The sequence below is a fragment of the Streptomyces flaveolus genome (assembly GCF_044765825.1).
GTDB lineage: Bacteria > Actinomycetota > Actinomycetes > Streptomycetales > Streptomycetaceae > Streptomyces > Streptomyces flaveolus.
This window is the reverse complement of record NZ_JBIWKU010000006.1, coordinates 356,727-382,790: the sequence shown is the minus strand read 5'-3', so window position 1 is coordinate 382,790 and position 26,064 is coordinate 356,727. Positions and strand designations below refer to the sequence as shown.

At 73.7% G+C, this 26,064-nt stretch carries 23 protein-coding genes; 11 read left to right on the top strand and 12 right to left on the bottom strand.

The features are described from left to right. The first annotated feature begins 253 nt into the window (after window positions 1-253). Both ACIRG6_RS20770 and ACIRG6_RS20765 read left to right on the top strand, forming a co-directional pair. Entirely contained in the window at window positions 254-439 is a 186-nt protein-coding gene (locus ACIRG6_RS20770; RefSeq protein WP_189233941.1) for a hypothetical protein, read from the top strand. A gap of 125 nt (window positions 440-564) precedes the next feature. Beyond that, a complete protein-coding gene (locus ACIRG6_RS20765; RefSeq protein ID WP_364674117.1) occupies window positions 565-948 on the top strand; it encodes a hypothetical protein in 384 nt (127 codons plus the stop codon). Window positions 949-981: 33 nt separating this feature from the next. Here the strand turns inward: ACIRG6_RS20765 and ACIRG6_RS20760 are convergent, their stop codons facing one another. From ACIRG6_RS20760 to ACIRG6_RS20750, 3 genes are all read right to left on the bottom strand, one after another. After that, window positions 982-2,625, bottom strand: coding sequence for a DNA repair helicase XPB (locus tag ACIRG6_RS20760; protein WP_364674115.1), 1,644 nt, complete (start codon window positions 2,623-2,625; stop codon window positions 982-984). A gap of 84 nt (window positions 2,626-2,709) precedes the next feature. Then, window positions 2,710-2,901 (bottom strand): hypothetical protein, encoded by a 192-nt coding sequence (locus ACIRG6_RS20755; protein WP_364818124.1) that lies wholly within the window; start codon window positions 2,899-2,901, stop codon window positions 2,710-2,712. Between the two features lie 380 nt (window positions 2,902-3,281). Then, a complete protein-coding gene (locus ACIRG6_RS20750; protein ID WP_364674111.1) occupies window positions 3,282-5,855 on the bottom strand; it encodes a helicase C-terminal domain-containing protein in 2,574 nt (857 codons plus the stop codon). Window positions 5,856-5,998: 143 nt separating this feature from the next. Here ACIRG6_RS20750 and ACIRG6_RS20745 point away from each other — a divergent pair, with 143 nt between their 5' ends. Continuing rightward, complete coding sequence (locus ACIRG6_RS20745; protein ID WP_403323967.1) at window positions 5,999-7,021, top strand: hypothetical protein; 1,023 nt, start codon at window positions 5,999-6,001, stop codon at window positions 7,019-7,021. Between the two features lie 472 nt (window positions 7,022-7,493). Beyond that, window positions 7,494-8,150, top strand: a complete 657-nt coding sequence (locus ACIRG6_RS20740; protein WP_403323965.1) for an HAD family hydrolase — start codon at window positions 7,494-7,496, stop codon at window positions 8,148-8,150. Here the strand turns inward: ACIRG6_RS20740 and ACIRG6_RS20735 are convergent. After that, entirely contained in the window at window positions 8,111-8,377 is a 267-nt protein-coding gene (locus ACIRG6_RS20735) for a hypothetical protein (RefSeq protein ID WP_403323963.1), read from the bottom strand. The two genes, ACIRG6_RS20740 and ACIRG6_RS20735, sit on opposite strands and share 40 nt — an antisense overlap. Before the next feature lie 150 nt (window positions 8,378-8,527). Here ACIRG6_RS20735 and ACIRG6_RS20730 point away from each other — a divergent pair, with 150 nt between their 5' ends. Continuing rightward, window positions 8,528-8,911, top strand: a complete 384-nt coding sequence (locus tag ACIRG6_RS20730; RefSeq protein ID WP_189233933.1) for a cold-shock protein — start codon at window positions 8,528-8,530, stop codon at window positions 8,909-8,911. A gap of 6 nt (window positions 8,912-8,917) precedes the next feature. On the opposite strand, the gene ACIRG6_RS20725 is transcribed toward ACIRG6_RS20730, so the two are convergent. Genes ACIRG6_RS20725 through ACIRG6_RS20710 form a run of 4 tightly spaced genes read right to left on the bottom strand, consistent with a single transcriptional unit; the run spans window position 8,918 to window position 12,434 of the window. Continuing rightward, a complete protein-coding gene (locus tag ACIRG6_RS20725; RefSeq protein WP_403323962.1) occupies window positions 8,918-9,766 on the bottom strand; it encodes a 1,4-dihydroxy-6-naphthoate synthase in 849 nt (282 codons plus the stop codon). Further along, entirely contained in the window at window positions 9,756-10,451 is a 696-nt protein-coding gene (locus ACIRG6_RS20720; RefSeq protein ID WP_403324095.1) for a futalosine hydrolase, read from the bottom strand. Before ACIRG6_RS20720 ends, ACIRG6_RS20725 begins: the two co-directional genes overlap by 11 nt. Before the next feature lie 23 nt (window positions 10,452-10,474). Continuing rightward, window positions 10,475-10,987: a DUF2771 domain-containing protein gene (locus ACIRG6_RS20715; protein WP_318213337.1), complete on the bottom strand. Its 513-nt coding sequence runs from the start codon at window positions 10,985-10,987 to the stop codon at window positions 10,475-10,477. Window positions 10,988-11,045: 58 nt separating this feature from the next. Next, window positions 11,046-12,434 carry an MFS transporter gene (locus ACIRG6_RS20710; protein WP_403323960.1) on the bottom strand — a complete coding sequence of 463 codons (1,389 nt, stop codon included), beginning with the start codon at window positions 12,432-12,434 and terminating at the stop codon, window positions 11,046-11,048. 535 nt (window positions 12,435-12,969) lie between these two features. On the opposite strand from ACIRG6_RS20710, the gene ACIRG6_RS20705 reads away from it, so the two are divergent. After that, a complete protein-coding gene (locus ACIRG6_RS20705) occupies window positions 12,970-13,896 on the top strand; it encodes a DUF3027 domain-containing protein (RefSeq protein ID WP_350719850.1) in 927 nt (308 codons plus the stop codon). 538 nt (window positions 13,897-14,434) lie between these two features. After that, on the top strand, window positions 14,435-17,608 hold the full coding sequence (locus ACIRG6_RS20700) for a sacsin N-terminal ATP-binding-like domain-containing protein (RefSeq protein ID WP_403323958.1): 3,174 nt from the start codon (window positions 14,435-14,437) through the stop codon (window positions 17,606-17,608). A 139-nt stretch (window positions 17,609-17,747) separates the two neighbouring features. On the opposite strand, the gene ACIRG6_RS20695 is transcribed toward ACIRG6_RS20700, so the two are convergent. Then, window positions 17,748-20,150, bottom strand: coding sequence for an HAD-IC family P-type ATPase (locus tag ACIRG6_RS20695; RefSeq protein ID WP_403323956.1), 2,403 nt, complete (start codon window positions 20,148-20,150; stop codon window positions 17,748-17,750). A 99-nt stretch (window positions 20,151-20,249) separates the two neighbouring features. Next, window positions 20,250-20,537, bottom strand: a complete 288-nt coding sequence (locus ACIRG6_RS20690) for a DUF2530 domain-containing protein (RefSeq protein ID WP_364674095.1) — start codon at window positions 20,535-20,537, stop codon at window positions 20,250-20,252. Window positions 20,538-20,697: 160 nt separating this feature from the next. On the opposite strand from ACIRG6_RS20690, the gene ACIRG6_RS20685 reads away from it, so the two are divergent. After that, on the top strand, window positions 20,698-22,155 hold the full coding sequence (locus tag ACIRG6_RS20685; protein ID WP_239765873.1) for an NCS2 family permease: 1,458 nt from the start codon (window positions 20,698-20,700) through the stop codon (window positions 22,153-22,155). 10 nt (window positions 22,156-22,165) lie between these two features. Here the strand turns inward: ACIRG6_RS20685 and ACIRG6_RS20680 are convergent, their stop codons facing one another. Beyond that, window positions 22,166-22,354, bottom strand: a complete 189-nt coding sequence (locus ACIRG6_RS20680) for a ribbon-helix-helix protein, CopG family (RefSeq protein ID WP_189233923.1) — start codon at window positions 22,352-22,354, stop codon at window positions 22,166-22,168. Window positions 22,355-22,504: 150 nt separating this feature from the next. On the opposite strand from ACIRG6_RS20680, the gene ACIRG6_RS20675 reads away from it, so the two are divergent. Genes ACIRG6_RS20675 through thpR form a run of 3 tightly spaced genes read left to right on the top strand, consistent with a single transcriptional unit; the run spans window position 22,505 to window position 24,939 of the window. Next, window positions 22,505-22,942 carry a MarR family winged helix-turn-helix transcriptional regulator gene (locus ACIRG6_RS20675; RefSeq protein WP_189233922.1) on the top strand — a complete coding sequence of 146 codons (438 nt, stop codon included), beginning with the start codon at window positions 22,505-22,507 and terminating at the stop codon, window positions 22,940-22,942. A gap of 27 nt (window positions 22,943-22,969) precedes the next feature. Beyond that, window positions 22,970-24,334 carry an MFS transporter gene (locus tag ACIRG6_RS20670; RefSeq protein ID WP_364674090.1) on the top strand — a complete coding sequence of 455 codons (1,365 nt, stop codon included), beginning with the start codon at window positions 22,970-22,972 and terminating at the stop codon, window positions 24,332-24,334. A 32-nt stretch (window positions 24,335-24,366) separates the two neighbouring features. After that, complete coding sequence (thpR, locus tag ACIRG6_RS20665; protein WP_364674087.1) at window positions 24,367-24,939, top strand: RNA 2',3'-cyclic phosphodiesterase; 573 nt, start codon at window positions 24,367-24,369, stop codon at window positions 24,937-24,939. 131 nt (window positions 24,940-25,070) lie between these two features. On the opposite strand, the gene ACIRG6_RS20660 is transcribed toward thpR, so the two are convergent. Next, the gene (locus ACIRG6_RS20660; protein WP_403323953.1) at window positions 25,071-26,063 is read right to left on the bottom strand and encodes an aldo/keto reductase; all 993 of its coding nucleotides are present in this window, start codon (window positions 26,061-26,063) and stop codon (window positions 25,071-25,073) included. Window position 26,064 lies beyond the last annotated feature (1 nt).

Below are 26,064 nucleotides of genomic sequence, written 5' to 3'. Positions count from 1 at the left end.
TCAGTGGGCGCGGGCTGCGCGGTGGGCCGACCGGTTTCCGTCCGGACGGCAGCACTCCGAGGGGGAGGCGGGCAAGAGCGGAGATTCTAGGGGAAGGAGTGCGGCGCGGGCCAACGGCTTTCTCCGGCAGCCCCTAGGGGATCGAGTCCGCCGCACTGGGGGATGTACTCCCTCCACGGTCGTAGCGGACGGCGGCGCGGGGTCGGCCCGGAGACCGATGACAGCCGTATGTCCCGAATCGCACTATGGAGACATGAGCGCAGCAACCATCTCCCCCGCCCCGGCACCGGGCCGCCCGTCCGGCGCCACGCCCGTGGCCGGCAGCCACCGGCACCGGCTCGGTGACGCCCTGCGCGCCGTCAAGGTGTTCGCGGGCGCCGCCTTCGACGTGGTCGTCCTCGGCGAGTACGGCGAGGAGGCGGGCGTCCGCCGCCGGTGACGTCCGTACGCGCGTCCGCCGCCGGTGACGTCCGTACGCGCGCCGGCGGCCTGAGTACACCGACGCGCGGCGGCTGAGTACGTCCGCCGGTGCGCGGGCACCGGCCGCGCGGTTTCACTGGCCGCATGACCACACAGCACCGCACGGCGCAGCCGCCCGCGTACCTGCCGCGGCGGGCCGGCCGGGACCGGCGCGCCTGGATCGCCCCGGCCGTCGCGACCGGGCTCCTCATCGTCCTGGGCCCGGCGGCGCTGTTCCTCGGCGGACTGTCGGCCATGGCGACCGACAGCTGCGGCCCCGACGACTGCTCCGAGGCCCTGACGACCTCACTGTCGCTGATCTACGGGACCCTGTACTTCGGCGGCTTCCTCACCTTCGGCGCCTGGGTCGCCGCCTGGGTGATCCCGTGGACCCGCCGGTGGAGCACCCTGCGCGCCTGCCTGGCGTGCGCCTCGCTGCTGCCGCCCCTCTTCGTCCTGCTGCTGGTCTTCACCCTGCCCGAGCCGTGACCGTGACCGGGCCCGGTCACGGCGCGGCGGCCGTCAGCCCTCCGTCAGCAGCTCGTCCGCGTCCATGATCCGGTAGGCGTAGCCCTGTTCCGCCAGGAAGCGCTGGCGGTGGGCGGCGAAGTCCTGGTCGAGCGTGTCGCGGGCGACGACCGAGTAGAAGTGCGCCTGGTGACCGTCGGCCTTGGGCCGCAGCACCCGGCCCAGACGCTGGGCCTCCTCCTGCCGCGAACCGAAGGTGCCGGACACCTGGATCGCGACCGTCGCCTCCGGCAGGTCGATGGAGAAGTTCGCGACCTTCGACACCACGAGCACACTGATCTCGCCCTGCCGGAAGGACTCGAAGAGCTTCTCCCGCTGGGCGTTGGACGTCTCGCCCTTGATGACCGGCGCGCCCAGGTGCTCGCCCAGCTCGTCGAGCTGGTCGATGTACTGGCCGATGACGAGGATCTGCTGCCCGGCGAAGCGGCGCACGATCGCCTCCGTCACCTTCCGCTTCGTCGCGGTCGTCGCGCAGAAGCGGTACTTCTCCTCCGTCTCGGCGGTGGCGTACGCGAGCCGCTCGGAGTCGGTGAGGTTGACCCGGACCTCGACGCAGTCGGCGGGCGCGATGTAGCCCTGCGCCTCGATCTCCTTCCACGGCGCGTCGAAACGCTTGGGGCCGATGAGCGAGAACACGTCCGACTCGCGGCCGTCCTCGCGGACCAGCGTCGCGGTGAGCCCGAGCCGGCGCCGCGCCTGAAGGTCGGCGGTGAACTTGAAGACCGGCGCGGGCAGCAGGTGCACCTCGTCGTAGACGATCAGCCCCCAGTCCCGGGAGTCGAACAGCTCCAGGTGCGGGTAGACGCCCTTACGGCGGGTCGTCAGCACCTGGTAGGTGGCGATGGTGACGGGCCGGATCTCCTTCTTCGTCCCGCTGTACTCGCCGATCTCGTCCTCGGTCAGCGAGGTCCGCTTCACCAGCTCGTGCTTCCACTGCCGGGCCGAGACGGTGTTGGTGACGAGGATCAGCGTCGTGGACCTGGCCTGCGCCATCGCCCCGGCGCCGACCAGCGTCTTGCCCGCGCCGCACGGCAGGACGACGACACCGCTGCCGCCGTGCCAGAAGTTCTCCACGGCCTGCTTCTGGTACGGGCGCAACGTCCACCCGTCCTCGGCCAGCTCGATCGGGTGCGCCTCGCCGTCGACGTACCCGGCGAGGTCCTCGGCGGGCCAGCCCAGCTTCAGCAGCGTCTGCTTGATCTGCCCGCGCTCGGAGGGGTGCACGGCGACCGTGTCGGGGTCGATGCGGGTGCCGACCAGCGGGGCGATCCGCTTCGACTTCAGGACCTCCTCGAGCACCGGCCGGTCGGTGGTCGTCAGGACCAGTCCGTGCGCCGGGTGCTTGGAGAGGGTGAGGCGTCCGTAGCGGTCCATCGTCTCGGCGATGTCGACGAGCAGCGCGTGCGGCACCGGGTAGCGGCTGTACTGCACGAGCGCGTCCACGACCTGCTCGGCGTCGTGCCCCGCCGCCCGCGCGTTCCACAGGCCCAGCGGGGTCAGCCGGTAGGTGTGGATGTGCTCCGGTGCCCGCTCCAGTTCGGCGAAGGGCGCGATGGCACGGCGGCAGTCGTCGGCCTGCTCGTGGTCGACCTCCAGGAGCAGGGTCTTGTCGGACTGGACGATGAGCGGACCATTCACGGGCGGCACCCTTTCGCGTGCGTACGGCCGGACGACGGCTCGGCCAATCGTCCAGTGTGCCTGATCGCGGCGCGAGGGTGCCCGCTACCGCAGCGTGAGGTTGTCGACCAGCGGTCCCTCCGCGGTGATCCCCTCGGTGACCGGCTGCCCGCCGCCCGCCACCGGCAGCCCTGTGGCCTTCGGGGCGAGCGAGCCGAACAGGGCGGCCGCGGTGATCAGGGCGGCGATGGAGACGGCGACGGCGGAGCGGGCGGAATCGGGAAGCTTCGAGTACATGGCGCTGTCCGGCCTTTCGGAATGCTCAGCGGGGAAGCGGAGCGGGCCGGCCCCAGGGAGAGGACTGGGGCCGGCCCGCTCACGACACAGATGCGGGACGGACGGGTCAGAAGGTGAGGCCCCCACCCAGATCGATGCCGACCGCGGCGGCCAAGACCCCGACGGTGACGACACGACGAACCGCACGCATCGGAAACTTCCTTTCGGTTCGGCGGTAGGACACCCGGTGGCTGCCCCCGGCCCGACGGACCGATGCGGAATATGGAAAAAGCTCCCTCTCAGGTGGGAAAGCCTCGGCGTGGCGTGCATGAACCGTCCCGTACGCCCGAAAGTGCGCACCGAAGCGGAACCCGGTGTACGGGACCGCGGAGCGGAACGTGTCAGGTCGCGTCGTCGGCGAGCTCCGCCACGCCCGTGATCCGGTGCAGCGGATACGTGCGTACCTCGTCCGCCGTGTGGTCGTACGCCGTGACGAAACCGCCCTCCACGCGGATCGGGGCGATGACGCGCTGGCTGGCCGCGCCCTCGGCGTTCACATAACCGATCCACAGCGCCTCGCCGGTCAGCACGGCCGCCTGCACGGTGGCCAGGGTCTCGGCCGCGCCCGTGCGGGGCAGCTCGCCGTTCGCGGCCGGCGTGCCCTCGCCGCTGCCCGGGCCGGGCTTGCGCGGGGCCGTGGACGCCAGGTCACCGGCCCGGACGGCGCGGATCGCGGCCGTCAGCAGCGTGTCGTCGGGCACCGGCGGCCCGTCCGGGACCGGCTCCGGCGCCGAACGCGGCGGCGTGCGGTGGGCGTCGGCGCGGGCGATCAGCACGGCGCCCCCGGCGGACTCGGCGGCCGGCGCGAACCCCATCGCACGCAGCCCCTCCAGCAGCGCCGCCGGGTCGGCCTGCGCGGCCAGCACGGTCGGCGCGAGGCGGCGCAGACCGAGACCGGCGGCCCGCTTGTCGGCGAGGATCTCGTCCAGCGTCGCGTCGTCGTCGCACCGCACGTACGCCGAGGCTGCCCCGACCCGCAGCTGCCCGTGCCGGCGGGCCACGTCGTCGATCAGGTACGTCAGCGGCTGCGGCACCGGCGTTCTGGAGTGCCGGGCGAGGAAGGCGTGCAGGTCGGTGGCGGTCCGGCCGGCGTCCAGCGCCCGGCGCACCGAGCCCGGCGTGAACCGGTAGACGGTCGCCCCGCCCCGCGACTCCACGTCCGCGAGCACCCCGAGCATGTCCGCGAGCGGACGCTCCAGCGGCCCCGGTGCCACCGCCGTCAGGTCGGCCTGCAACAGCACGTGGTCCAGCGGCTCGGGCAGCAGGGGTGCGAGCAGCCGGGCGGCGGTCGCGGTCGCGGCGGCCCGCTCGGCGGCGCTCGGCGAGGGGAGCGCGGCGGGCGCGCGGTGGTGGACGGGGAGCTTGGCGCCCGGGCCGTCGGACTCCTCGGGCGTGTCCGCCGGCCGGGGCGGCTCGGGGGCGCCGATCAGTGCCCGCCCCGGCGCCGCCAGCGCGCCGCGTCCGGTGACGCCCAGCAGCTCCGCCTCGGACAGCGTCCAGCGGGCGAGTCGGGTGCGCAGGTCGTCGTCCTCGCCGTCCCGCCCGTCGCGACGCGGCCCCCGCAGCGGACGCTCCCAGCGCAGCCTCGCCAGCACCGACTCCTCGGCCGGCGCGGAACCCTCCGGCAGCCCGGCCAGCAGGGCCAGCACCCGGTGCCGCACCTCGGGCGCGGCCGACCGGTCCAGGTTCGGGCCGAGCGCCGACAGCGCCCGGTCCTTGGCGTCCCGCCCGCCGACCAGCCCCGGTGTCCGGGTGGCCGTCAGCCACGCCTCGGCGAGCCGCGCCCAGCGCTCGGCGGCGGGCAGCTCGCGCCAGTCGTCGTACGCCGGGGTCGCCGCGTACCGCTCGTCCGCCTCGCCGTCGGACGCCAGCAGCCCGGCCGCGTAGGCCAGCTCGACCCAGAACGCGGCGACCGGCTCGGGCACGTCCAGCGCGACGGCCGTCCGCTTGAGGTCGCGCACGCTCAGTCCGCCGGCCCGCAGCACCGCCGGGCCGCCCTCGTGCCAGTCCTTCAGCAGTTCCTCGACGGTCGCCAGCGCCGCGAGGGCCTGGCCGGCCGCGGTGGCGTCCACAACCTGTGGACGGTGCGTGGCGGCGGCCTCCACCACCGGCGGCACCGGCTCGGGTGCGCGGTGCGCCCGGCCGGCGCGCAGATGCAGGGCCACCTCGCGGGGCAGGACCACCGTGCCGGGCGCGGTCGGCAGCAGCAGGCCGCGGTCCAGCAGCCGCCGCAGGTGGGGCGCCGGATCGTGGGTGACCTGGCCGTAGGGCGGGCCCCAGACCAGGCGGTCCAGCACCTCGACGGAGCCCGCCGGCAGCTCGGCCAGCAGGGCCGCCATCCGCTCCCGGTCGGTGAACAGGGCGCTGAGCCCGGCCAGGGCGGTCACCGAGTCGTGGGTCGAGGGCAGACCGAGGGTGGTCAGGATCTCCTGGACGCGGCCGGGCGACATCCCCGCCGCGGCCTCCCGCACGGTGGGCCCCAGACCGGTCGGGGACGGATGCTGCGGAGAGGGCGCGAGCAGCTCGCGGGCCGTGCGCACCAGCCGCAGCCGGTCGTCGCCGCCCCACACCAGGGCCTGTTCGCGCAGAAGGGCGAGAGCCCGCGGCAGGGCACCGGCGACGGCTGGATCACCGTCGTCACCGGCCAGCAGACCGAGCAGCTCGCCGTACGTCGCCGGGTCCGCCGCCACGGCCAGCGCCTCCGCCGTCTGCAGCGTGAACCGGTCCAGCCGCTCCAGCGCACGCACCACCGAGGCACGGGTGCCTGCCCGGGTGGCGAGCTGGGTGAGGTCGGTGGGCACGGGAGTGATGAGGTCGGGGCGGCTGCGCAGGAGGGCGGCCAGGGAGACGTCGTCCCTCGCGCGGAGCGCTTCCGCGAGGGACCGGGGGGCCGCGGACTTCTCCTCGGTGCTCATCCGGCCAACGTTAGCGGGTGGGTACGACGGTGGGGCGGCGCGTGCGCGGTGCGGTCCCGTCCGCGGGGGCGTCTGCCGCGCCCGGGAACATTCGGTACCTTCGTCCGACGGGGTATCACCACTCACCCGCCCCGGAGGGGTTCGTGGGGATCGAGAGCGACCAGGTCGTCTACGAGTATCTGAGCCGCGTCGGCGACGTGGCCCAGCAACGGCAGCTGCCGTCGGCCACGCGCATGCGGCTGGTGTCCGAGCTGCGCAACGAGATCGACCGGCGCCGCGCGAAGACGACCGTCGACAGCCCGGCCGCCGTCCGCCGCATCCTGGACCGGATCGGCAGCCCCGACGACGTCGTCGACGCGGCGGGTGGCACCGGCGGGTCCGGCGGGGCGTCCCGGGCGCCGTCCGCCACCGTGCCCGTGCAGCGGGACGACGAGCCGGAGAACGGGGAGAGACGCAAGGGCCTGCGGCGCGCCGTGCCGCGTCCCCGCCCCGCCGCGCCGTCGGCACCCGAGCCCGCCGCCTCCTCGCCGCATCTGGCGAGCGCGCAGGAGCTGGGGGACAGCGCCGTGCAGCCGGACTGGTGGCGGGTGGACGACGGGCCGTTCGGGGGCGGCGGCGACAGCGTGCCGGGGTTCGTCGGCGGAGTGGAGATCCCGGACCTGCTCAGGCCGCCGCCGGGGAAACCGGGGGAGAAGGACGGCAAGGACGCGAGCGGCCGGAAGGCGCCGGTGGAGGCCGAGGCGGAGGAGGCGGCGGATCCGCCCGCCGCCTCAAAGCCGCGCAAGGCCCGCCCCGCCCGCGCATCGCGCCGCCTGTGGCCCGCGGGCGGCTGGAACAACCCCCTCCTGCTGCTCGCCGCCGCCCTGCTGATCGCCGGCGCCGTACTCGGCAGCCTCGTCCCGCTGGGCCTCGGCTGGCTGATCGCCTACCTCTCCCGCCGCCTGACCCCGGCCCAGGCGAAGTGGGCGGTACTGGGCCTGCCCGGCACCGTCCTGGCGGCCGGTGTCGTCTGGCTCTGGGGCCGCACGGAGGGCCGCTGGGGCGATCCGGTCGCCGAGGGCCACATGAACGACGCCGTCGCCGAGACCTGGCCATGGGTCCTGCGCTCCGCGGCCGTCGCCACGGCCCTCTACCTCCTCTGGCGCTCCCGCCGCCCCCGCCCCTGACCAACCGGCACGGGGCCCCGCGCTCGCGTGTCTGCCCCGCGCTGCCGTGGGCCCGTGCCCTTGTGCCGGATCGCGTTGCCGTGGGGGCCCGCGCTCGCGTGTCTGCCCTGCGTTGCCGTGGGCCCGTGCCCCGTGCCGGCCTGCGCTGCCCTGGGGGCAGCTCCCTCCTGCCCGACTCGCCCTGGGGACCGCGCCCGCGTGCTGTCCGCGTCTGCCCCGGGGACCGCGCCCCCGGCTCACGCCCGGCGGGGGATCAGAGGGCCGCGCGCCCTGCCGGTCCCCGACGCGCCCCGCTCGCCCCCGGCGGCCACCCCCACGGCGTCGGTCCCGGTCCGGGCGTGGCGGCGTGCTTCGGGCACCGGTCGGCCTGCGGGCGCGGAGGACCGTCGGCCCTGTGCCGGTCCCGCTGCCCCCGGGGGACCGGCACCGCACCCCCGGCCGGGTCCCGGCGGGCGCCCGGCACAATGGCGGCATGGCCTCCACGTTCCGCCCCGGCTCCGCTCCCACCGTCGGCTTCGATCTCGACATGACGCTGATCGACTCCCGGCCCGGCATCCGCGCCTGCTACCTGGCGCTGTCCGAGCGGACGGGGACGTACGTCGACGCCGACCTGGCCGTCACCCGGCTCGGGCCGCCGCTGGTGGAGGAGCTGGCGAACTGGTTCCCCGCCGACGAGATCGCGGCCACCGCCGACCTGTACCGGGAGATGTACCCGACGTACGCCGTCACCGCCACGACCGCGCTGCCCGGCGCCCGGGAGGCGATCCAGGCGGTGCGGGCGGCCGGCGGACGGGCGGTGGTCGTCACCGCCAAGTACGAGCCGAACGCCAAGCTGCACCTGGAGCACCTCGGCATCGAGCCGGACGCGGTGATCGGCGACCTGTGGGCCGAGCAGAAGGCCGTGGCGCTGCGCGAGCACGGCGCGGACGTGTACGTCGGCGACCACCTCGGCGACGTCCGCGGCGCGCGCACGGCGGGGGCCCTCTCCGTCGCCGTGGCCAGCGGACCGTGCAGCGCCGAGGAACTGCGCGAGGCGGGTGCCGACGTCGTCCTGACCGATCTGACGGAATTCCCCCAGTGGCTCGCGGGCTACCGCGACGGCGACGGGCCGTCCACGGCCCGCGCCTGACGCCGCCCCGCGGCGATCGACCGGAGCACCCCCGCGCCGGAGACCAGGAAACCCACTCCCATGAGCATGCTCAGTCCGAACATGTAGGTGGGAAAGGGCGTCGTCCCCAGAAACAGCGGGGCCACCGTGACCAGTGTGGCCACGGCGCCGACGAAAAAGACGATCGCGCCGGCGCGGATCAGTCGGTCACCGGGCACGGCGGAATTCGTTTGGGTTTTGTCACGCACCCGACCAGGGTAGTTCCCAGCCCGAAGGAACAACCGGGGGACGTCTTGTCACCGGCCTGAAGACCATTAGCCTGGGTACCGGCGGGTCCCTCGACCCGCCCGAGTGCTATCAAGAGCAGTTTTCCGACGAGTACGAGGACGAGGACAGACGTGCCTACCGGCAAGGTCAAGTGGTTCAACACCGAGAAGGGCTTCGGCTTTCTCTCCCGTGACGACGGCGGTGACGTCTTCGTCCATTCCTCGGTCCTCCCCGCCGGAGTCGAGACACTGAAGCCGGGTCAGCGCGTGGAGTTCGGCGTCGTCGCCGGCCAGCGCGGTGACCAGGCCCTGTCCCTGACCCTTCTGGAGCCGGCCCCGTCGGTCGCCGCCGCGCAGCGCAAGAAGCCCGACGAACTCGCCTCCATCGTCCAGGACCTGACGACCCTGCTCGAGAACATCACCCCGATGCTGGAGCGGGGCCGCTACCCCGAGAAGACCGCCGGCAAGAAGATCGCCGGCCTGCTCCGCGCGGTCGCCGACCAGCTCGACGTCTGACCCGCCCTACGGGAAGTGCAGCGCGTCCCGGCCGAGGGCCGGTACCAGTCCCTCGGCCGCGGCGCGGGTCAGCAGGCCCCGGATCGCCGCGTAGCCGTCCTCGCCCAGGTCGGCGGTGAACTCGTTGACGTACAGCCCGATGTGCTGGTCGGCGACGGCCGGGTCCATCTCCTGGGCGTGCTCCATCACGTACGGGCGGGACGCCTCGGGGTCGTCCCACGCCGCGCGCACGGACGTGCGGACGGCGTCGGCGAGCCGCGTCAGCGCCTCGGTGCCCAGCGACCGCTTGGCGATGATCGCGCCGAGCGGGATCGGCAGCCCGGTGGTGAGCTCCCAGTGCTCACCCATGTCGGCGAGCTTGTGGAGCCCGTAGTTCTGGTACGTGAAGCGCGCCTCGTGGATGACGAGGCCCGCGTCGACCTTCCCGTCGCGCACGGCCGGCATGATCTCGTGGAACGGCATGACGACGATCTCGCCGACCCCGCCGGGCACGGTGTCCGCCGCCCAGAGGCGGAACAGCAGGTACGCGGTCGACGTCTCGCTCGGCACCGCGACCGTACGGCCGCGCAGATCGGCGTCCGCCTCCCGGGTCAGCACCAGCGGCCCGCAGCCCCGGCCCAGCGCGCCGCCGCAGGGCAGCAGGGCGTACTCGCCGAGGACGTACGGCAGCACCGCGTACGACACCTTCAGCACGTCGAACTCGCCGCGCTCGGCCATGCCGTTGGTGATGTCGATGTCGGCGAACGTCACGTCGACGGCGGGGGCACCGGGGACGCGGCCGTGGGCCAGGGCGTCGAAGACGAAGGTGTCGTTCGGGCAGGGCGAGTACGCGATCTGCAAGTGCTCAGTTGTCATGTGGGTTCCAACTCGTGAGGACGGGTGCGAGCTTCCCGAAGGCGTCCGTCAGGGCCGCGAGCGCGTCGCCGATACGCCACGCGGCGCGGTCGCGCGGTCCGACCGGGTTGGAGACCGCGCGCAGTTCCAGCACGGGCACCCCGTGCGCGGCGGCGGCCTCGGCGACGCCGAAGCCCTCCATGGCCTCGGCGAGGGCGCGGGGGTGGCGGGCGCGCAGCAGCGCGGCGCGTCCGGCGGTCCCGGTGACGGTGGAGCCGGTCAGGACGGTGCCGGGGCGGGCCCCGGTCGCGGCGGCCACCCGGCGGACGAGCCCGGCGGGCGGGCGGTGGGTGACGGTGCCGAAGCCGAGGTCGGTCACCGGCAGGAAGCCGTCGGCGGTCTCGGCGCCCAGGTCGGCGGCGGTGATCTCGTCGGCGACGACGAGGGAGCCGACGGGCGCGCCGGGCGCGAAGCCGCCGCCGATGCCGGCCGAGACGACCAGGCCGTACGGGGCGCCGTCCAGGGCCGCGGCGGTCAGGGCGGCGGCGGTGGAGGCGGCGGCGAGGGCGGGGCCGACACCGGCCGCCAGCAGGTCCGGACCGTCCGGAAGCCGGTGCAGGACCACCCCGGGCCGGGGAGTCTCCACCGCCGGCCGCGGGAACGCCTGAGCCACCGCGTCCCGTTCGGCGGGGACCGCGGTGGCCACGAGGACGCGCACGGAGAGCGTGGTCAGTTGTCCTTCTTCAGCTTGAAGACCCACACGCCGGTGACCTTCTGGCTGCCGTCCTTGCCGTCCCGGGCCGCGATGGCGACGTTCGTCGAGTTGCCCTGGGCGCCGTACTGGGCGTTGAAGAAGACGCTGCCCGGGATGGTGCGGTAGGTCTTCTTGCTGTCCTCGACGAGCTGCTGCCCGTTCATCAGGATCGTCCAGTGATCGTCGGCGATCTCCGGGTCGACGCCGAAGCGGACGGTCTCGTCCTGGTCGACGGTGATGGACTTGACGTCCGGGTCCTTCAGACACTTGTTGATCTCGTCGTCGGAGAGGGCCTTGCCCTCCCCTCCGCAGGTGGCCTCGGAGCTGACCGAGTCACTGCCGACCGTGATCGTGGACATGGCAGTCGGCTCGTCACAGGCGGACAGCAGGAGCAGTCCGGCGGATACGGCACCGGCGGCGGCGACGGCACGGCGGCGTCGCACAACGCGGTGTCCGATGGCGGCTGCGCCGCGGGGCAACGTGGTCATGGACGAAGGCTATATTGCGGCTCCGGCCGTCCCCCCACCTGGGTACGGCGTGGCGTGGTCACGCCACTCCGGCCCGCGCGGTGCCGCCGTGCCGGGCCGAACCGATCAACCCCCGTACGGTGGTCAGCCATCCGGCGGCGACGATCGCGGCGGCCACCGACAGGCCCAGCGTGCCGTTCAGCGGCAGCGCGATGCCCACCGCCCCGCCGAACACCCAGGCGACCTGGAGCAGCGTCTCCGAGCGGGCGAACGCCGACGTGCGGACGTGCTCGGGCACGTCCCGCTGGATCAGCGCGTCCAGGGACAGCTTGGCCAGCGCCTGCGCGAAGCCGGCCATCGCGGCCAGACACGCCACCAGCACCGCCCCGAAGAACACCGCGGCCGTGAGCGCCGCGCCCAGCACGATCGCGACGACCGTCACGATGATGATCTCCGGCGCCCGGGACCGCAGCCACGCCCCGACCGCCGTGCCCAGCGCGTTGCCCGCACCGGCCGCGACGCCCACGATCCCGAGCGACACGGCCGCGCTCTGGCCCGTCATCGGATGGACGCGCAGCAGGAACGCCAGGAAGAAGATCAGGAAGCCGGTCAGGCAGCGGATGGCGGCGTTGGCGGCCAGCGCGTGGGTGACCGCGGGGCCCACCGTGCGCAGCCCGGGGCGCTTGCCGGTCCGGCGGTGCGGCCCGTGCAGATGCCGCTCGTCCGCGGCGAGCAGCGCCCGGTCCTCGCCCCGCGCCGAGTCCACCTTGGGCGGCAGCGTGAACGACAGGACGGTCCCCGCAACGAAGATCACGAACGCGCCGTACAGCGGCCAGCGCGGCCCCAGATGCTGGAGCCCCGCCCCGATCGGCGCGGCCACGCCGGTGGCGAGCAGTCCGCACAGCGTCACCCGGGAGTTGGCCTTCACCAGGGAGAACCGGGGCGGCAGCAGCCGGGGCACCACCGCGCTTCTGACCACGCCGTACGCCTTGGAGGCGACCAGCACGCCGAGCGCCGCCGGGTACATCTCGATGCTGCCGGTGATCACCGCCCCGGACAGCACCAGCGCGAGCAGCGCGCGGGCCCCCATCGCCGTCGCCATGGCCGCGCGGCGGCCGTGCGGGATCCGGTCCAGGATCGGGCCGATGACCGGTGCGAGGAGCGTGAACGGGGCCATGGTGATGGCGAGGTAGAGCGCGACCCGGCCGCGCGCCTCGTCCGTCGGCACGGAGAAGAAGACGGTGGAGGCGAGGGCGACGGTGATCATGACGTCGCCGGCGCCGTTCACCCCGTGCAGCTCGATCAGCTTGCCGAGGCCGGACTCGCCGGCTCCGTGCGCGTGCGTCGCCCGGCGGATGCCGCGCACGGTCCCGGTCACCGGCAGACGCAGGGCACGGCCGACCGCGCGGAACAAGCCGGGACCGCGTCCCCTGCTCCCGCCCTTGAACTCCGTCCGTGCGGCTGCCACTCCGTCATAGTGCCCCGAGAGCCCGGCCTCTAGCGCCGTTACGGCACGGACGGCACCGACGAGTCGGGTGACGCACCCGGGGACGCGGGGCAGGTCCGGGGGCGGTACGGCGCGGGTGCGGGGCCCGGCCCGGGACGCGGCGCGAGGGCGGCACGAGGGCCGGTGCCGGGTCCGCCACACGCTCCGGTACCGCGCCCGGCACCGGCGTCCGGGCGGGTCCGACCCGGGCCGGGCAGGGGTCCCGTACGGGTTCTTTCCGGCTCCGCGCCGGGGCGAGGCCGTGTCGAAGCGGGATCGTGCCCTCGCCGAAACTCCCGTCGGTGTAGGCCCAGCGGACAGGAGCAGGTAGCGTGCCTAGCGCGCCGTGGCGAACGTTCTCGGCCGCGCGCCTTACGGCCATACCGCAGAATGGATGACGTAGGTGTGCCCGAGCGCGATCGGGCGCGGACGTCGACGCGGTCCACAGGTCCGCTCCGTCCGCCCCTCGCAGGCAGCGGTGCACTCGTGAGACGGCGTATGGAGAGAAGCGATACCTGTGAGCGCAGCGACAACGCGAAGCCGCACCCCTGACCGTCTGTGCGCCGAGGCCGTCGACCTCGCCCGCGCCGCAGCCGAGGAGGCCGCCGCACCCGGCGTCGTCGGCGAGCACGAGGGGCTGGTGTCGGAGGGCGACCGGGTCGTCACGCACTACTTCGCCGCCAAGGAGCTCGGCTACCGCGGCTGGCGGTGGGCCGTCACCGTGGCCCGGGCCTCCCGCGCCAAGATCGTGACCGTGGACGAGGCGGTGCTGCTGCCCGGCCCGGACGCCCTTCTCGCCCCCGAGTGGGTGCCGTGGAGCGAGCGGCTGCGGCCCGGTGACATGGGGCCCGGCGACCTGCTGCCCACCGACGCGGAGGATCTGCGGCTGGAGCCGGGCTGGATCGGCGAGGACGAGCCGCCGCCGAACTCCGTCGTCTCCCACGAGATGGCCGACCTGGTCGAGGCCGAGGACGCCGAGGTCACGGCCGGGCCACCCGCCGAGCTGTCGACCACGCCGGCCCGCGGCACGATCGCGGCGGTCGCCGAGGAGCTGGGCCTGCGCCGTGCGCGGGTGCTCTCCCGCTACGGCCTGCACGTCGCCGCCGACCGGTGGGAGGACGCGTTCGGGCCCAAGACGGCGATGGCGCAGGCCGCGCCCGCCACCTGTGCCTCCTGCGGCTTCCTCGCCCGCATCGGCGGCTCGCTGGGCCAGGCCTTCGGCGTGTGCGCCAACGAGTTCTCCCCGGCGGACGGCCGGGTCGTGTCCCTGGCCTACGGCTGCGGCGGTCACTCCGAGGCCGCGGTGATGCCGAAGACCCCGCAGCCGGCTCCGCCGGTGATCGACGAGACGCGGATCGACCCGTTCCCGCTGCGGCCGGCGCCGGACTCCGGGTCGGTGCCGGCGACCGAGGACGAGGCGTCGGCGGAGCTCGGGCACTCCTGAGTCGGCCGCGGTGTGGTCGGGTGCGGGTGCGTCGTGGCTCGCGTCCCCGGGGGCTCGCGCCCCCGGACCCCCATCGGCCTTGACGGCCTCGTCCTCGAACGCCGGACGGGCTGGAGGGCGGCGCTGACCGGCGTTCGTCGCGGGCCGCTGGGGCGGGCTGGAGGACGGCGCTGACCGGCATTCGGTCTTTGGCCGCTGGGACCGCTGGAGGACGGCGCTGACCGGCGTTCGTCGCGGGTCGTCGGGGCGGGCTGGAGGACGGCGTTGGCGGGCACGGTCTCCGGCCGCTGGGACGGCGTGGAAGGCGGCGTTGGGCCGGCATTGTCTCCGGCCGCTGGGGCGGGTCGAGGGGCGGCGTCGGCAGGTATTCGGGTGTGGGTCGTCGGGAGCGGGTTGAGAGGCGGCGTCGGCCGGTACTCGGGCGCAGGTCGCCGGGGCCGGCCGGGAGGCGATGCTGGTCGTCCCGGTCGTCGGGCGGCCGGCCGGCGGGGATGTGTCCTCGCGGTACCTTCGTGGTCCGTCGAAGAGGAGAGTGACCGTGAGCATGTTCGAGCGGCCCGCCGACGAGGGTGCGGACCCTTTCGCTACGGCACGTCTGCGGCGCGGGGTGCTGGACGCCTGGGCGACGAGCCCCGCCCGGTTCCGTGAGGACGCCAACGCCGAGGAGGACCTCGTCCTCGGCGGCTACCGCGACCGGCTGGTCGTCGAGCTCGCCCAGAACGCCGCCGACGCCGCCGCCCGCGCGGGTGTGCCCGGCCGGTTCCGGCTGACCCTGCGCGACGGCGTCGTCGTCGCCGCCAACACCGGCGCCCCGCTGGACGCGGCCGGCGCCGAGTCGCTGTCCACGCTGCGCGCCTCCGCCAAACGGGAGGGCGGCGAGGGCGCGGTCGGCCGGTTCGGCGTCGGCTTCGCCGCCGTCCTCGCCGTCACCGACGAACCCGCCGTCGTCGGCCGGCACGGCGGCGTGCGCTGGTCTCTGGCCGAGGCGCGGGGACTGGCCGCCGACACCGCCCTGCACAGCCCCGGCCTGGGCGACGAGATCCGGCGGCGCGACGGGCATGTGCCGCTGCTGCGGCTGCCGTTCCCCGCCGAGGGCAGCGCCCCCGACCCGTACGACACGGCCGTCATCCTGCCGCTGCGGGACGCGGCTGCCGCCGACCTCGCGGAACGGCTCCTGCACGCCGTGGACGACGCGCTGCTCCTCGCCCTGCCCGGCCTCGAGGAGGTCGTGATCGAGGCCGGGGACGACGTACGCACGCTGCGCCGCCGCACGGACGGCGCCCTGACCGTCGTAGAGGATTCCCGGGAGGGGACCACCCGCTGGCGTACCGCCGCCGCGCACGGTCCGCTCACGCCCGACCTGCTCGCCGACCGGCCGGTGGAGGAACGCCTGCGCCCCCACTGGTCCGTGACGTGGGCCGTCCCCGTGGACGCCGACGGCGGGCCCGCACGGCCCCGTACCAGCCCCGTCGTGCACGCCCCGACCCCCAGCGACGAGCCCCTCGGCGTCCCCGCCCTGCTCATCGCGTCGTTCCCGCTGGACTCGACCCGCCGGCACGCCGCGCCCGGCCCGCTGACCGACTTCCTGACGCAGCGCGCGGCGGACGCCTACGCCGCCCTCCTCGCCGGCTGGCGTCCGGTCGCCGCCGGCATCATCGGCCTCGTGCCCGGCCCGCTGGGCAAGGGCGAACTGGACGGCGCGCTGCGCCGGGCGATCCTCGACCGGCTGCCGCGCACCCCCTTCCTGCCGCCCGCCGCCGGACCGCGCGGCGCCGGCGAGCTGCCGGAGCCCCAGGACGCCGAGGGGCTGCCCGGCGTCCCGGCCGTCGGTGACCTGCCCGAGTCCCTGCGTCCCCGCGACGCCGAGGTGGTCGAGGGGGCGGGCGCGGAGACGGTGGGCGTGCTCGCCGAGGTGCTGCCCACCCTGCTGCCCGGTGGCCTGGAGCGCCGGCCTGAGCTGCGCACGCTGGGTGTGGCCCGGGTGCCGCTGACCGACGCGATCGACCGGCTGGCCGGGCTGGAGAAGGACCCCGCGTGGTGGCGGCGGCTCTACGACAGCCTCGCCGGCGTCGACCCCGAGCGGCTGTCCGGCCTGCCGGTGCCCCTGGCGGACGGGCGGACCACCATCGGTCCCCGGCAGGTGCTGCTGCCCTCCCCGGACGCCGCCTCCCTCGACCCCGAGGTCCTCACCCGCCTCGGTCTCAAGGTCGCCCACCCGGACGCCGCCCATCCGATCCTGGAGAAGCTCGGCGCCCTCCCGGCCACCCCGCGTGCCGTGCTCACCACCCCGCAGGTCCGGGCCGCCGTCGCCGCCTCCCTGGACGACGAGGGCGGCATGAACTGGGAGGAGGACGCCCTCGACGCCGAGGAGCTGGCCGACACGGTCCTCGGCCTGGTCCGCGACGCCGGACTCGACGCCGGCGACGAGCCGTGGCTCGGCGCGCTCGCCCTGCCCGACGAGGACGGCGAACTCTCCCCGGCCGGTGAACTCGTCTTCCCCGGCGGTCCCTTCGCCCAGGTCATGCGCGAGGACGAACTCGCCGCCGTGGACGCGGAGCTGGCCGAGAAGTGGGGGCCGCAGCCGCTCGCCGCGTGCGGTGTCCTCGTCACCTTCGCCCTCGTCCGCGCCACCGACGTCGTCCTGGATCCTGACGAACTGGAGCCCCGCGACGGCGACTTCGCCGAGCCCGACGACGCGGGTCTCTTGGACGCCGTGGACGTGTGGAGCGAGGACGTCCTCGACCGCTTCCCGGACAGCCCCGTCCCGCCGGTCGCCACCGAGATCGTCGCCGTGCGCGACCTGGACCTGGTGGACGACGACCAGTGGCCGCGCGCCCTCGCCCTGCTGTCGCAGCCGCCGCTGCGGGACGCCCTGGTCGAGCCGGTGCGCGTCCTGCTGCACGACGGCACCCACGAGGTCGTACGCCCGTACACCGCGTGGTGGCTGCGCGGGCACCCGGTGCTCGGCGGACGGCGCCCGGCCGGACTGCGCGCGGCCGGCGGCGACCCGCTCCTGCGGGGCCTGTACGACGAGGCGGACGCGACCGGCTTCGAGGACGAGCAGGTGCTGCGGGCGCTGGGCGTGCGCACGTCCGTGGCCGCCCTGCTGGACGAGCCCGGCGGCGCGGCCGAGCTGCTGGACCGCCTCGCCGACCCCGACCGCCCGGTCACGGCCGCGCAGCTGCACGCCCTGTACGGGGCGCTGGCCGAGCTGGACCCGGATCAGGTCACCCTGCCGGACGACCTGCGTGCCGTCCGTGACGGCCGTGTCGAGGTGGTGGACGCCTCCGACGCCGTCGTGGTCGACTCGCCCGACCTGCTGCCCTTCACGTCGGGCGTCCCGCTGCTGCCGGTACGGCCGGCGCTGGCCGCCGAGCTGGCGGAGCTGTTCCAGGTGCGGCGGCTGAGCGAGTCCGTCACCGGCGAGGTGCACTCCGAGGGCACCGAGCACGACGTACCGGAGCCGGTGCGGGTGCTGCTCGGGGCGCGGACCCCGGCGTCGTACGTGGAGCACGAGGAGCTCGTGGTCGACGGCGTGGAGATCGACTGGCGCCTCACGCCCGGGGGCGTGCTGCACGCCGCGACCCTGGAGGGCGTGGCGGCGGGCCTCGCCTGGGCGGCGGGGCAGTGGCCGCGGCGGTTCGAGGTGGCGGCGTTGTTGGAGGACCCGACCCGCACGGAGGAACTGGCCAGGGACCGCTGGTTCGACTGAGCCGGGGCACTCTTTCCGGCCGAGGGGGGTGAGCGCGCCCCGTAAGGGGCGCGGGGCCGTGCCGACATGCGGCTCCGCCGTGTGGGCGCGACCAGTCACGACGGCGCGCCGGCGGCCCGCGGCCCTCAGGGGCCGGCCGTCACGCCGGGAATCTGCGGCCCACCCACCGCCACACCAGCTCCAACAGGCCCGCACCGACCACCGCCACCCCGACGGCAGTCCACGGCATCGTGACCCCCACCAGCTTCAGCGCGAAGAAGTCCTGCAGCCACGGCACCGCCAGCACCACCACGAAGGCCAGCCCCATCGTCGCGACCAGCAGCACCCGCCACCAGGTGTAGGGCCGCGCGACGATCGCCAGCACCCACATCGAGATCAGGAACAGCGTCAGCGTCGCCGCGCTGGTCTCGGCGTCCAGCGCCCCGGGCCCGCTGTAGTGGTGCCGGGCGACGAGATACGTCACGAAGGTCGCCGCCCCGGCCACCACCCCGCCCGGGACGGCGTACCGCATCACCCGCCTCACGAAGTGCGGCCTGGCCCGTTCCTTGTTCGGGGCGAGGGCCAGGAAGAAGGCCGGGACGCCGATGGTGAGGGTGGACAGCAGCGTCAGATGGCGGGGCAGGAACGGGTACTCGACGCGCGAGCACACCACCAGCACCGCCAGCAGCACCGAGTACACCGTCTTCACCAGGAACAGCGTCGCGACCCGGGTGATGTTGCCGATGACCCGGCGGCCCTCGGCCACCACCGACGGCAGGGTGGCGAAGCTGTTGTTCAGCAGCACGATCTGCGCGACCGCCCGGGTGGCCTCCGAGCCCGAGCCCATCGCCACGCCGATGTCGGCGTCCTTCAGCGCCAGGACGTCGTTCACCCCGTCGCCGGTCATCGCGACCGTGTGGCCGCGCGACTGGAGGGCACCCACCATGTCCCGCTTCTGCTGCGGGGAGACCCGCCCGAACACCGTGCCCGCGTCGAGTTCGGCGGCCATGGAGTCCCGCTCGGCGGGCAGCCGGCGCGCGTCGACGGTGGTGCCGGACAGCCCGAGCTTGGCGGCCACCGCGCCGACGGAGACCGCGTTGTCCCCGGAGATGACCTTGGCCCGTACGTCCTGGTCGGCGAAGTAGCGCAGGGTGTCGGCGGCGTCCGGCCGCAGCCGCTGTTCCAGCACGACCAGCGCGGTCGGCACGGCGCCCTCGGCCGGCTCGGCGTCGTCGAGGTCCCGGGTGGCGCGGGCGAGCAGCAGCACCCGCATGCCCTGCTCGTTGAGCCGCACGGTCTCGGCGAGGGCGGGGTCGTCCTCGGCCAGCAGCACGTCGGGCGCCCCCAGCAGCCAGGTGCTGGAGGAGCCGTCGTCCTCGTCGAAGGTGGCGCCGGCGTACTTGCGCGCGGAGGAGAACGGCAGCGACTCGGTGCAGCGCCAGTCCTCGGCGACCTCGGCGACCGGATAGGCGTCGATGATCGCCTGGAGGGAGGCGTTCGGGCGCGGGTCGGACTCGCCGAGGGCGCCGAGCACCGCGCGGACGTACTCCTCGTCGGCGCCGCCGAGCGTGCGCAGTCCGGTGACGTCCATGCCGCCCTCGGTGAGCGTGCCGGTCTTGTCCAGGCAGACCGTGTCGACGCGGGCGAGGCCCTCGATGGCGGGCAGCTCCTGGACGAGGCACTGCTTGCGGCCGAGGCGGATCACGCCGATCGCGAAGGCGACGGAGGTGAGCAGGACCAGGCCCTCGGGGACCATGGGCACGATGCCGCCGACGGTGCGCGCGACGGATTCCCTGAAGGCGTCGTCCTTGGTGAGCAGCTGGCTGATGATCAGGCCGATCGCGGTCGGGACCATCATCCAGGTGATGTATTTCAGGATCGTGGAGATGCCGGAGCGCAGCTCGGACTGGACGAGGGTGAAGCGGGACGCCTCCTCGGCGAGCTGAGCGGCGTAGGCCTCGCGCCCCACCTTGGTCGCCCGGAACGCGCCGCCGCCCGCGACCACGAAGCTGCCGGACAGGACCTGGTCCCCGGGCCGTTTGACGACCGGGTCGGCCTCGCCGGTCAGCAGCGACTCGTCGATCTCCAGTCCGTCGGCCTCGACGCACACCCCGTCGACCACGGCCTTGTCCCCGGGGCCGACCTCGATGACGTCGTCCAGCACGATCTGCGAGGTGCTGAGCTCGGCGCTCTTCCCGTCCCGGCGCACGGCCGGCCTGACCTCGCCGATCAGGGCCAGGGAGTCGAGGGTCCTCTTCGCCCGCCACTCCTGGAGGATGCCGATGCCGGTGTTGGCGAGGATCACGAAGCCGAACAGGCTGTCCTGGATCGGCGCCACGATCAGCATGATCACCCACAGCACACCGATGATCGCGTTGAAGCGGGTGAAGACGTTGGCGCGGACGATCTCGCCGAGTGAACGGCTGCTGCGCACCGGTACGTCGTTGACCTGTCCGCGCGCGACCCGCTCGGCGACCTCTTCGGTGGTCAGCCCCGTCTCCGGCGACGACAGGGGAACGGGATGCGCCGGATCGAGTGCGGCACCCGCGTCGATATGCGTCATGCATTCGACGGTACGTGCGGTTTTGCGGCTTCACCCGCTGGATGTGCGGAAGATCCGACCTGGGTACGAGGAGGTCCGGCGCCGTGTGCTGCCCTGGTACTACGCGGTGGGCCGGGCCTGCGGGGCCGTGTCGTCCCGCCGGGCGGCGGCGTCCCGCTTGATCGCGGCGTCGCGCCTGCGGACGTACCAGATGCCGATCAGGCCGAGCCCGCCGCCGGCCAGGCAGGTCCACACCCACCAGGTGTGCCCGTGGTCGGCGAACCAGCCGTAGAAGGGCAGCTGGGCCAGGAAGAGGACGAACCAGAGGATGGTGCCGCCGGTGATGGTCGCGACCACGGGGCCCTCCAGGGGCTCCGGCGCCTCATGCGTAGGTGTCCACTTCGCCATGCGTACAGCTTACGAGGGCGGGCGACGCGCAAGGGTCTACGCGCGGAGATAGCGATCTGCGGCTCATACGTTCATACTGAATCCGTTTGTCTCTGACCGCTTTCATTCGTAGAAAACACCAACAAGGCCGTGGGGGAACCTGTTGGTGATGAGGTCTCGCATGTCCACCTCGGCTGCCGCCAAGGTCCCCCCGTCCCCTGAGTCGCCCGAAGACCGGCGGCCCCCGCAGAACGCGCTCGACCGCTACTTCCGGATCTCCGAGCGCGGCAGCACGCTGCCCCGTGAGATCCGGGGCGGCCTCGCCACCTTCTTCGCGATGGCCTACATCATCGTGCTGAACCCGATCATCCTGGGCAGCGCGAAGGACATGTACGGCCACCAGCTCGACAACGGTCAGCTGGTCACCGCGACCGCGCTGACGGCGGCGTTCACCACGCTCCTCATGGGCGTGATCGGCAACGTCCCGATCGCGCTCGCGGCCGGTCTCGGCGTGAACTCCGTCGTCGCCCTCCAGCTCGCCCCGCGGATGTCCTGGCCGGACGCCATGGGCATGGTGGTGCTGGCCGGGTTCGTGGTCATGCTGCTGGTCGCCACCGGTCTGCGCGAGCGCGTGATGAACGCCGTGCCCTTCGGGCTGCGCAAGGCCATCGCCATCGGTATCGGCCTGTTCATCATGCTCATCGGCCTCGTCGACTCCGGGTTCGTCACCCGGATGCCGGACGCCGCCCAGACCACCGTCCCGCTCCAGCTGGGCACGGGCGGTCATCTGCTCGGCTGGCCCGTCCTGGTCTTCGTCCTCGGTGTGCTGCTCACGCTGGCGCTGATCGTCCGCAAGACCCCCGGCGCCATCCTGATCTCCATCGTCGTGATGACCGGCATCGCGATGATCATCAACGCCGTCGCCGACGTCCCCTCCTGGGGTCTGACCACCCCGGAGTGGCCCGGCAACCCGGTCTCCACGCCCGACTTCGGCCTGGTCGGCCAGGTCAGCCTGTTCGGCGGGTTCGAGAAGGTCGGCATCCTGACCGGCGTCCTCTTCGTCTTCACCGTCCTGCTGTCCTGCTTCTTCGACGCCATGGGCACGATCATGGCCGTCAGCGACGAGGCCAAGCTGACCGACGCGAAGGGCCAGATGCCGGGCATCAACAAGGTCCTGTTCGTGGACGGCGTCGCGGTCGCCGCGGGCGGTGCCAGCTCCGCCTCGGCCACGACCTGCTTCGTGGAGTCCACGGCCGGCGTCGGCGAGGGTGCCCGGACCGGCTTCGCCAACATCGTCAGCGGCGCGCTGTTCGCCATGGCCCTCTTCCTCACGCCGGTCGCCACGATGGTCCCGTCGCAGGCGGCCACCCCGGCGCTGGTCGCGGTCGGCTTCCTGATCCTGGCCGGTTCGATCAAGGAGATCGACTGGTCCGACTTCACGGTCGCCGTCCCGGCCTTCGTGACGATGCTGATGATGCCGTTCACGTACTCGATCACCAACGGCATCGGCATGGGCTTCATCACCTTCACGGTGCTGCGCCTGGCGGTGGGCCGGGGCCGTGACGTGCCGGTGGCGATGTACGCGGTCTCGGCGGTCTTCGCCTTCTACTACCTGATGCCGGCCCTGGGCCTGACCTGATCCCGCGGGGTCACGGCACCCCGTAGAACCGTTCCGTCTCCTCGACGGCGGACTGGAACCGCTCGTCGAAGTCATTGCGAATGAGCGTCCGGACGACATAGTCCTGGACGCTCATTCCTCTTTTCGCCGCATGGTGCCGGAGCCGTTCGAGCAGCTCCCCGTCCATCCGCAGGCTGAGCACGCTGGTCCCCATGCGCACGAGGGTCGCCTCCGCCGGCCGGGGGATGCTCCGGTTTCCGGAAATAGCTCACTCGTACGGGTGAAGCTTGGGTTTCCGTGGCGGGAGTCACGGGCAGTCGGCGGGGTGCGCGTTGGTATTTCGCTAGCCTAATGAGTTACGCTAAGGACCATGCCGGACCTCAAGCATGGCGACGACGCAGCCGCCGTGAACTCCCTGCGCTCCGCCGTGATGCGGCTGTCCCGTCGGCTCAAGCACCAGCGGGTCGACGAGTCGCTCAGCCCCACCGAGATGTCGGTGCTCGGCACCCTGTCCAACTGCGGCAGCGCGACCCCGGGCGAACTCGCCCGCAAGGAACACGTCCAGCCGCCCTCCATGACCCGCATCGTGGCGCTCCTGGAGGCCAAGGGACTGGTCCGGCTGGAGCCGCACCCCGAGGACCGGCGCCAGAAGGTCGTGACGCAGACCGAGCAGGCCGTGGTGATGCTCGAGGAGAGCCGCCGCAAGCGGAACGCGTTCCTGGCCGCGCTGGTCGACGGGCTCGACGAGGACGAGTGGGCGAAGCTGCGCGCAGCGGCCCCCGTGCTGGAGAAGCTCGCACACCTGTAAGCAGTATTCGCGAGGAGGCGACCACTTTTGAGTACGGGACCCGGAGCAGCTTCCGTCCCCGCACCTGACCACGACGACTCCCTGTCCAAGGCCCCCCGGGCCCCGCGCAAGACGTCCATGTTCGCCTCCCTGAAGGTCAGGAACTACCGCCTGTTCTTCCTGGGCCAGGTCGTCTCCAACATCGGCACCTGGATGCAGCGCATCGCCCAGGACTGGCTGGTGCTCAGCCTCACCGGCTCCTCCGCGGCCGTCGGCATCACGACGGCCCTGCAGTTCCTGCCGATGCTGCTCTTCGGTCTCTACGGCGGCGTCCTCGTCGACCGCCTGCGCAAGCGGCCCACGCTGCTGGTCACCCAGTCCGCGATGGCCCTGACCGCGCTCGCCCTCGCCGCGCTCACCCTGACCGGGCAGGTCCAGGTCTGGCACGTCTACGTCGCCGCCTTCGCGATGGGCCTGGCCACCGTCATGGACAACCCGGCCCGGCAGTCCTTCGTCTCCGAGCTGGTCGGCCGTGACCAGCTCCAGAACGCGGTCAGCCTGAACTCGGCCAACTTCCAGTCCGCCCGCCTGGTCGGCCCCGCCGTCGCCGGCCTGATGATCACCGGCGTGGGCACCGGCTGGGCGTTCCTCGCCAACGGCCTGTCCTTCGTGGCGCCGCTGAGCTGCCTGCTGCTGATGCGCGCGCGTGAGCTGCACGTCGTCCAGCGCGCCCCGCGCGGCAAGGGCCAGCTCCGCGAGGGTCTGCACTACGTCGCCGGGCGCCCGGAGCTGATCTGGACCATCGTCCTGGTCGGCTTCATCGGCACCTTCGGCTTCAACTTCCCGGTGTTCCTGTCCGCCTTCGCCGACGACGTCTTCCACGCGGGCGCCGGTGCGTACAGCCTCTTCAACACCCTCATGGCCGTCGGCTCCCTGGCCGGCGCCCTGCTCGCCGCCCGGCGCGGCACCGCCCGGCTGCGGGTCCTGATCGCGGCGGCTCTCGGCTTCGGCGTCCTGGAGATCGTCGCGGCGACGGCACCGGAGCTGTGGCTGTTCGCCCTGCTGATGATCCCGATCGGCGTCTTCAGCATGACGGTCAACGTCACCGCCAACACCAGCATCCAGATGTCCACCGACCCGGCCATGCGGGGCCGCGTCATGGCCCTGTACATGATGGTCTTCCTCGGCGGCTCCCCGGTCGGCGCCCCGATCGTCGGCTGGGTCACCGACACCTACGGCGCCCGGGTCGGCTTCGCCGCGGGCGGTGCCGTCGCGGCCACCGCGGCGGCCGTGATCGGCCTGGTCCTGGCCCGCGTCGGCAACCTCCGCCTGTCGGTCGGCTGGCACCGGGGGCACCCGCAGGTGCGCTTCGTGCCGCGGGAGCGCAGGGAGGAGCTGGCCCCGGCGGCGTAGGCCCCGTCCTGGCGGTCTGGGAAGGTGACGGCATGAGACTCTTCGCCGCCGTACTGCCCCCCGAGGACGTCGTCGCCGGCCTCGCCGCCGAGGTGGCCGCGCTGAGAAGGCTGCCCGGCGCGGACGGGCTGCGCTGGACGGGCCGCCCGGGGTGGCACCTCACGCTCGCCTTCTACGGCGAGGTCGACGACGACGTCGTACCCGACCTGTCGGCCCGCCTGGAGCGGGCGGCGCACCGCACCGCGCCCTTCGAGCTGGCGCTGCGCGGCGGCGGCCAGTTCGGGCACGGGCGGGCCCTGTGGGTGGGGGCCGAGGGCGGCCTGCCCGCCCTGCGGCTGCTCGCCGGACGTGCCGAGTCGGCGGCGCGCAAGGCGGGCGTCCCGATGGGCGAGCACCGGCGCTACAAGGCCCACCTGACGCTGGCCCGCAGCCGGGAGGCGTTCGACGTGGCGCCGTACGTCGACGCGCTGGACGGCTTCACCAGCCGCACCTGGACCGTGACGGACCTGGCGCTGGTGCGCAGCAACCTGCCGAGGTCCGGGGTGCCGGGCGAGCAGCCCCGTTACGAGACGGTCGCCCGCAGCCCGCTCGGCGCGTCCGGTTAGGCTCGGGGGCGTGGACCCGAAGACCCGTAACCGGATCATGGCCGGTGTGCTCGTGCTGATGTTCGTCGTCGTGGCGGTGGCGGCGGCGCTCGGTTAGCCGAGGCCGCCGCCACCGTCGGAGCCCGCGCGCCTTACCAGGCGAAGGCCTCCGGCGAGGGCCCCGGCCCCGGGAAGATCTCGTCCAGCCCGCTCAGCAGCTCCTCGGACAGCTCCAGCTCCACGGCCCGCAGCGCCGACGTCAGCTGCTCGGCGGTCCGCGGGCCCACGATGGGGCCGGTCACGCCGGGCCGGGTCAGCAGCCAGGCGAGCGCGGCCTCGCCGGGTTCGACGCCGTGCTTGTCGAGCAGGTCCTCGTAGGCCTGGATCTGCGCGCGCTTCGCGGGGTCGGCCAGGGTGTCGGCCGCCCGCCCGGAGGCGCGCCGTCCGCCCTGGACCTCCTTCCTGATGACGCCGCCCAGCAGCCCGCCGTGCAGCGGCGACCACGGGATGACGCCGAGGCCGTAGTCCTGCGCGGCCGGGATGACCTCCATCTCGGCGCGGCGCTCGGCCAGGTTGTAGAGGCACTGCTCGCTGACGAGGCCGATGGTGCCGCCGCGCCGGGCGGCGGTCTCGTTGGCCTGGGCGATCTTGTACCCGGGGAAGTTCGAGGACCCGGCGTACAGCACCTTGCCCTGCTGGACCAGTGTGTCGATGGCCTGCCAGATCTCGTCGAAGCCGGTGGCGCGGTCGATGTGGTGGAACTGGTACAGGTCGATGCGGTCGGTCCGCAGCCGCTTCAGGCTGGCGTCGACGGCCCGGCGGATGTTCACGGCGGACAGCTTGTCGTGGTTGGGCCACGCGTCGCCGTCGGCGGCCATGTTGCCGTACACCTTGGTGGCGATGACGGTCTTGTCGCGCCTCTCGCCGCCCTTGGCGAACCAGTTGCCGATGATCTCCTCGGTACGGCCCTTGTTCTCGCCCCAGCCGTACACGTTGGCGGTGTCGAAGAAGTTGATGCCCGCGTCCAGCGCCGCGTCCATGATCGAGTGGCTGTCGGCCTCGTCGGTCTGCGGACCGAAGTTCATGGTGCCGAGGACGAGCCGGCTGACCTTGAGTCCTGTGCGTCCGAGCTGCGTGTACTTCATG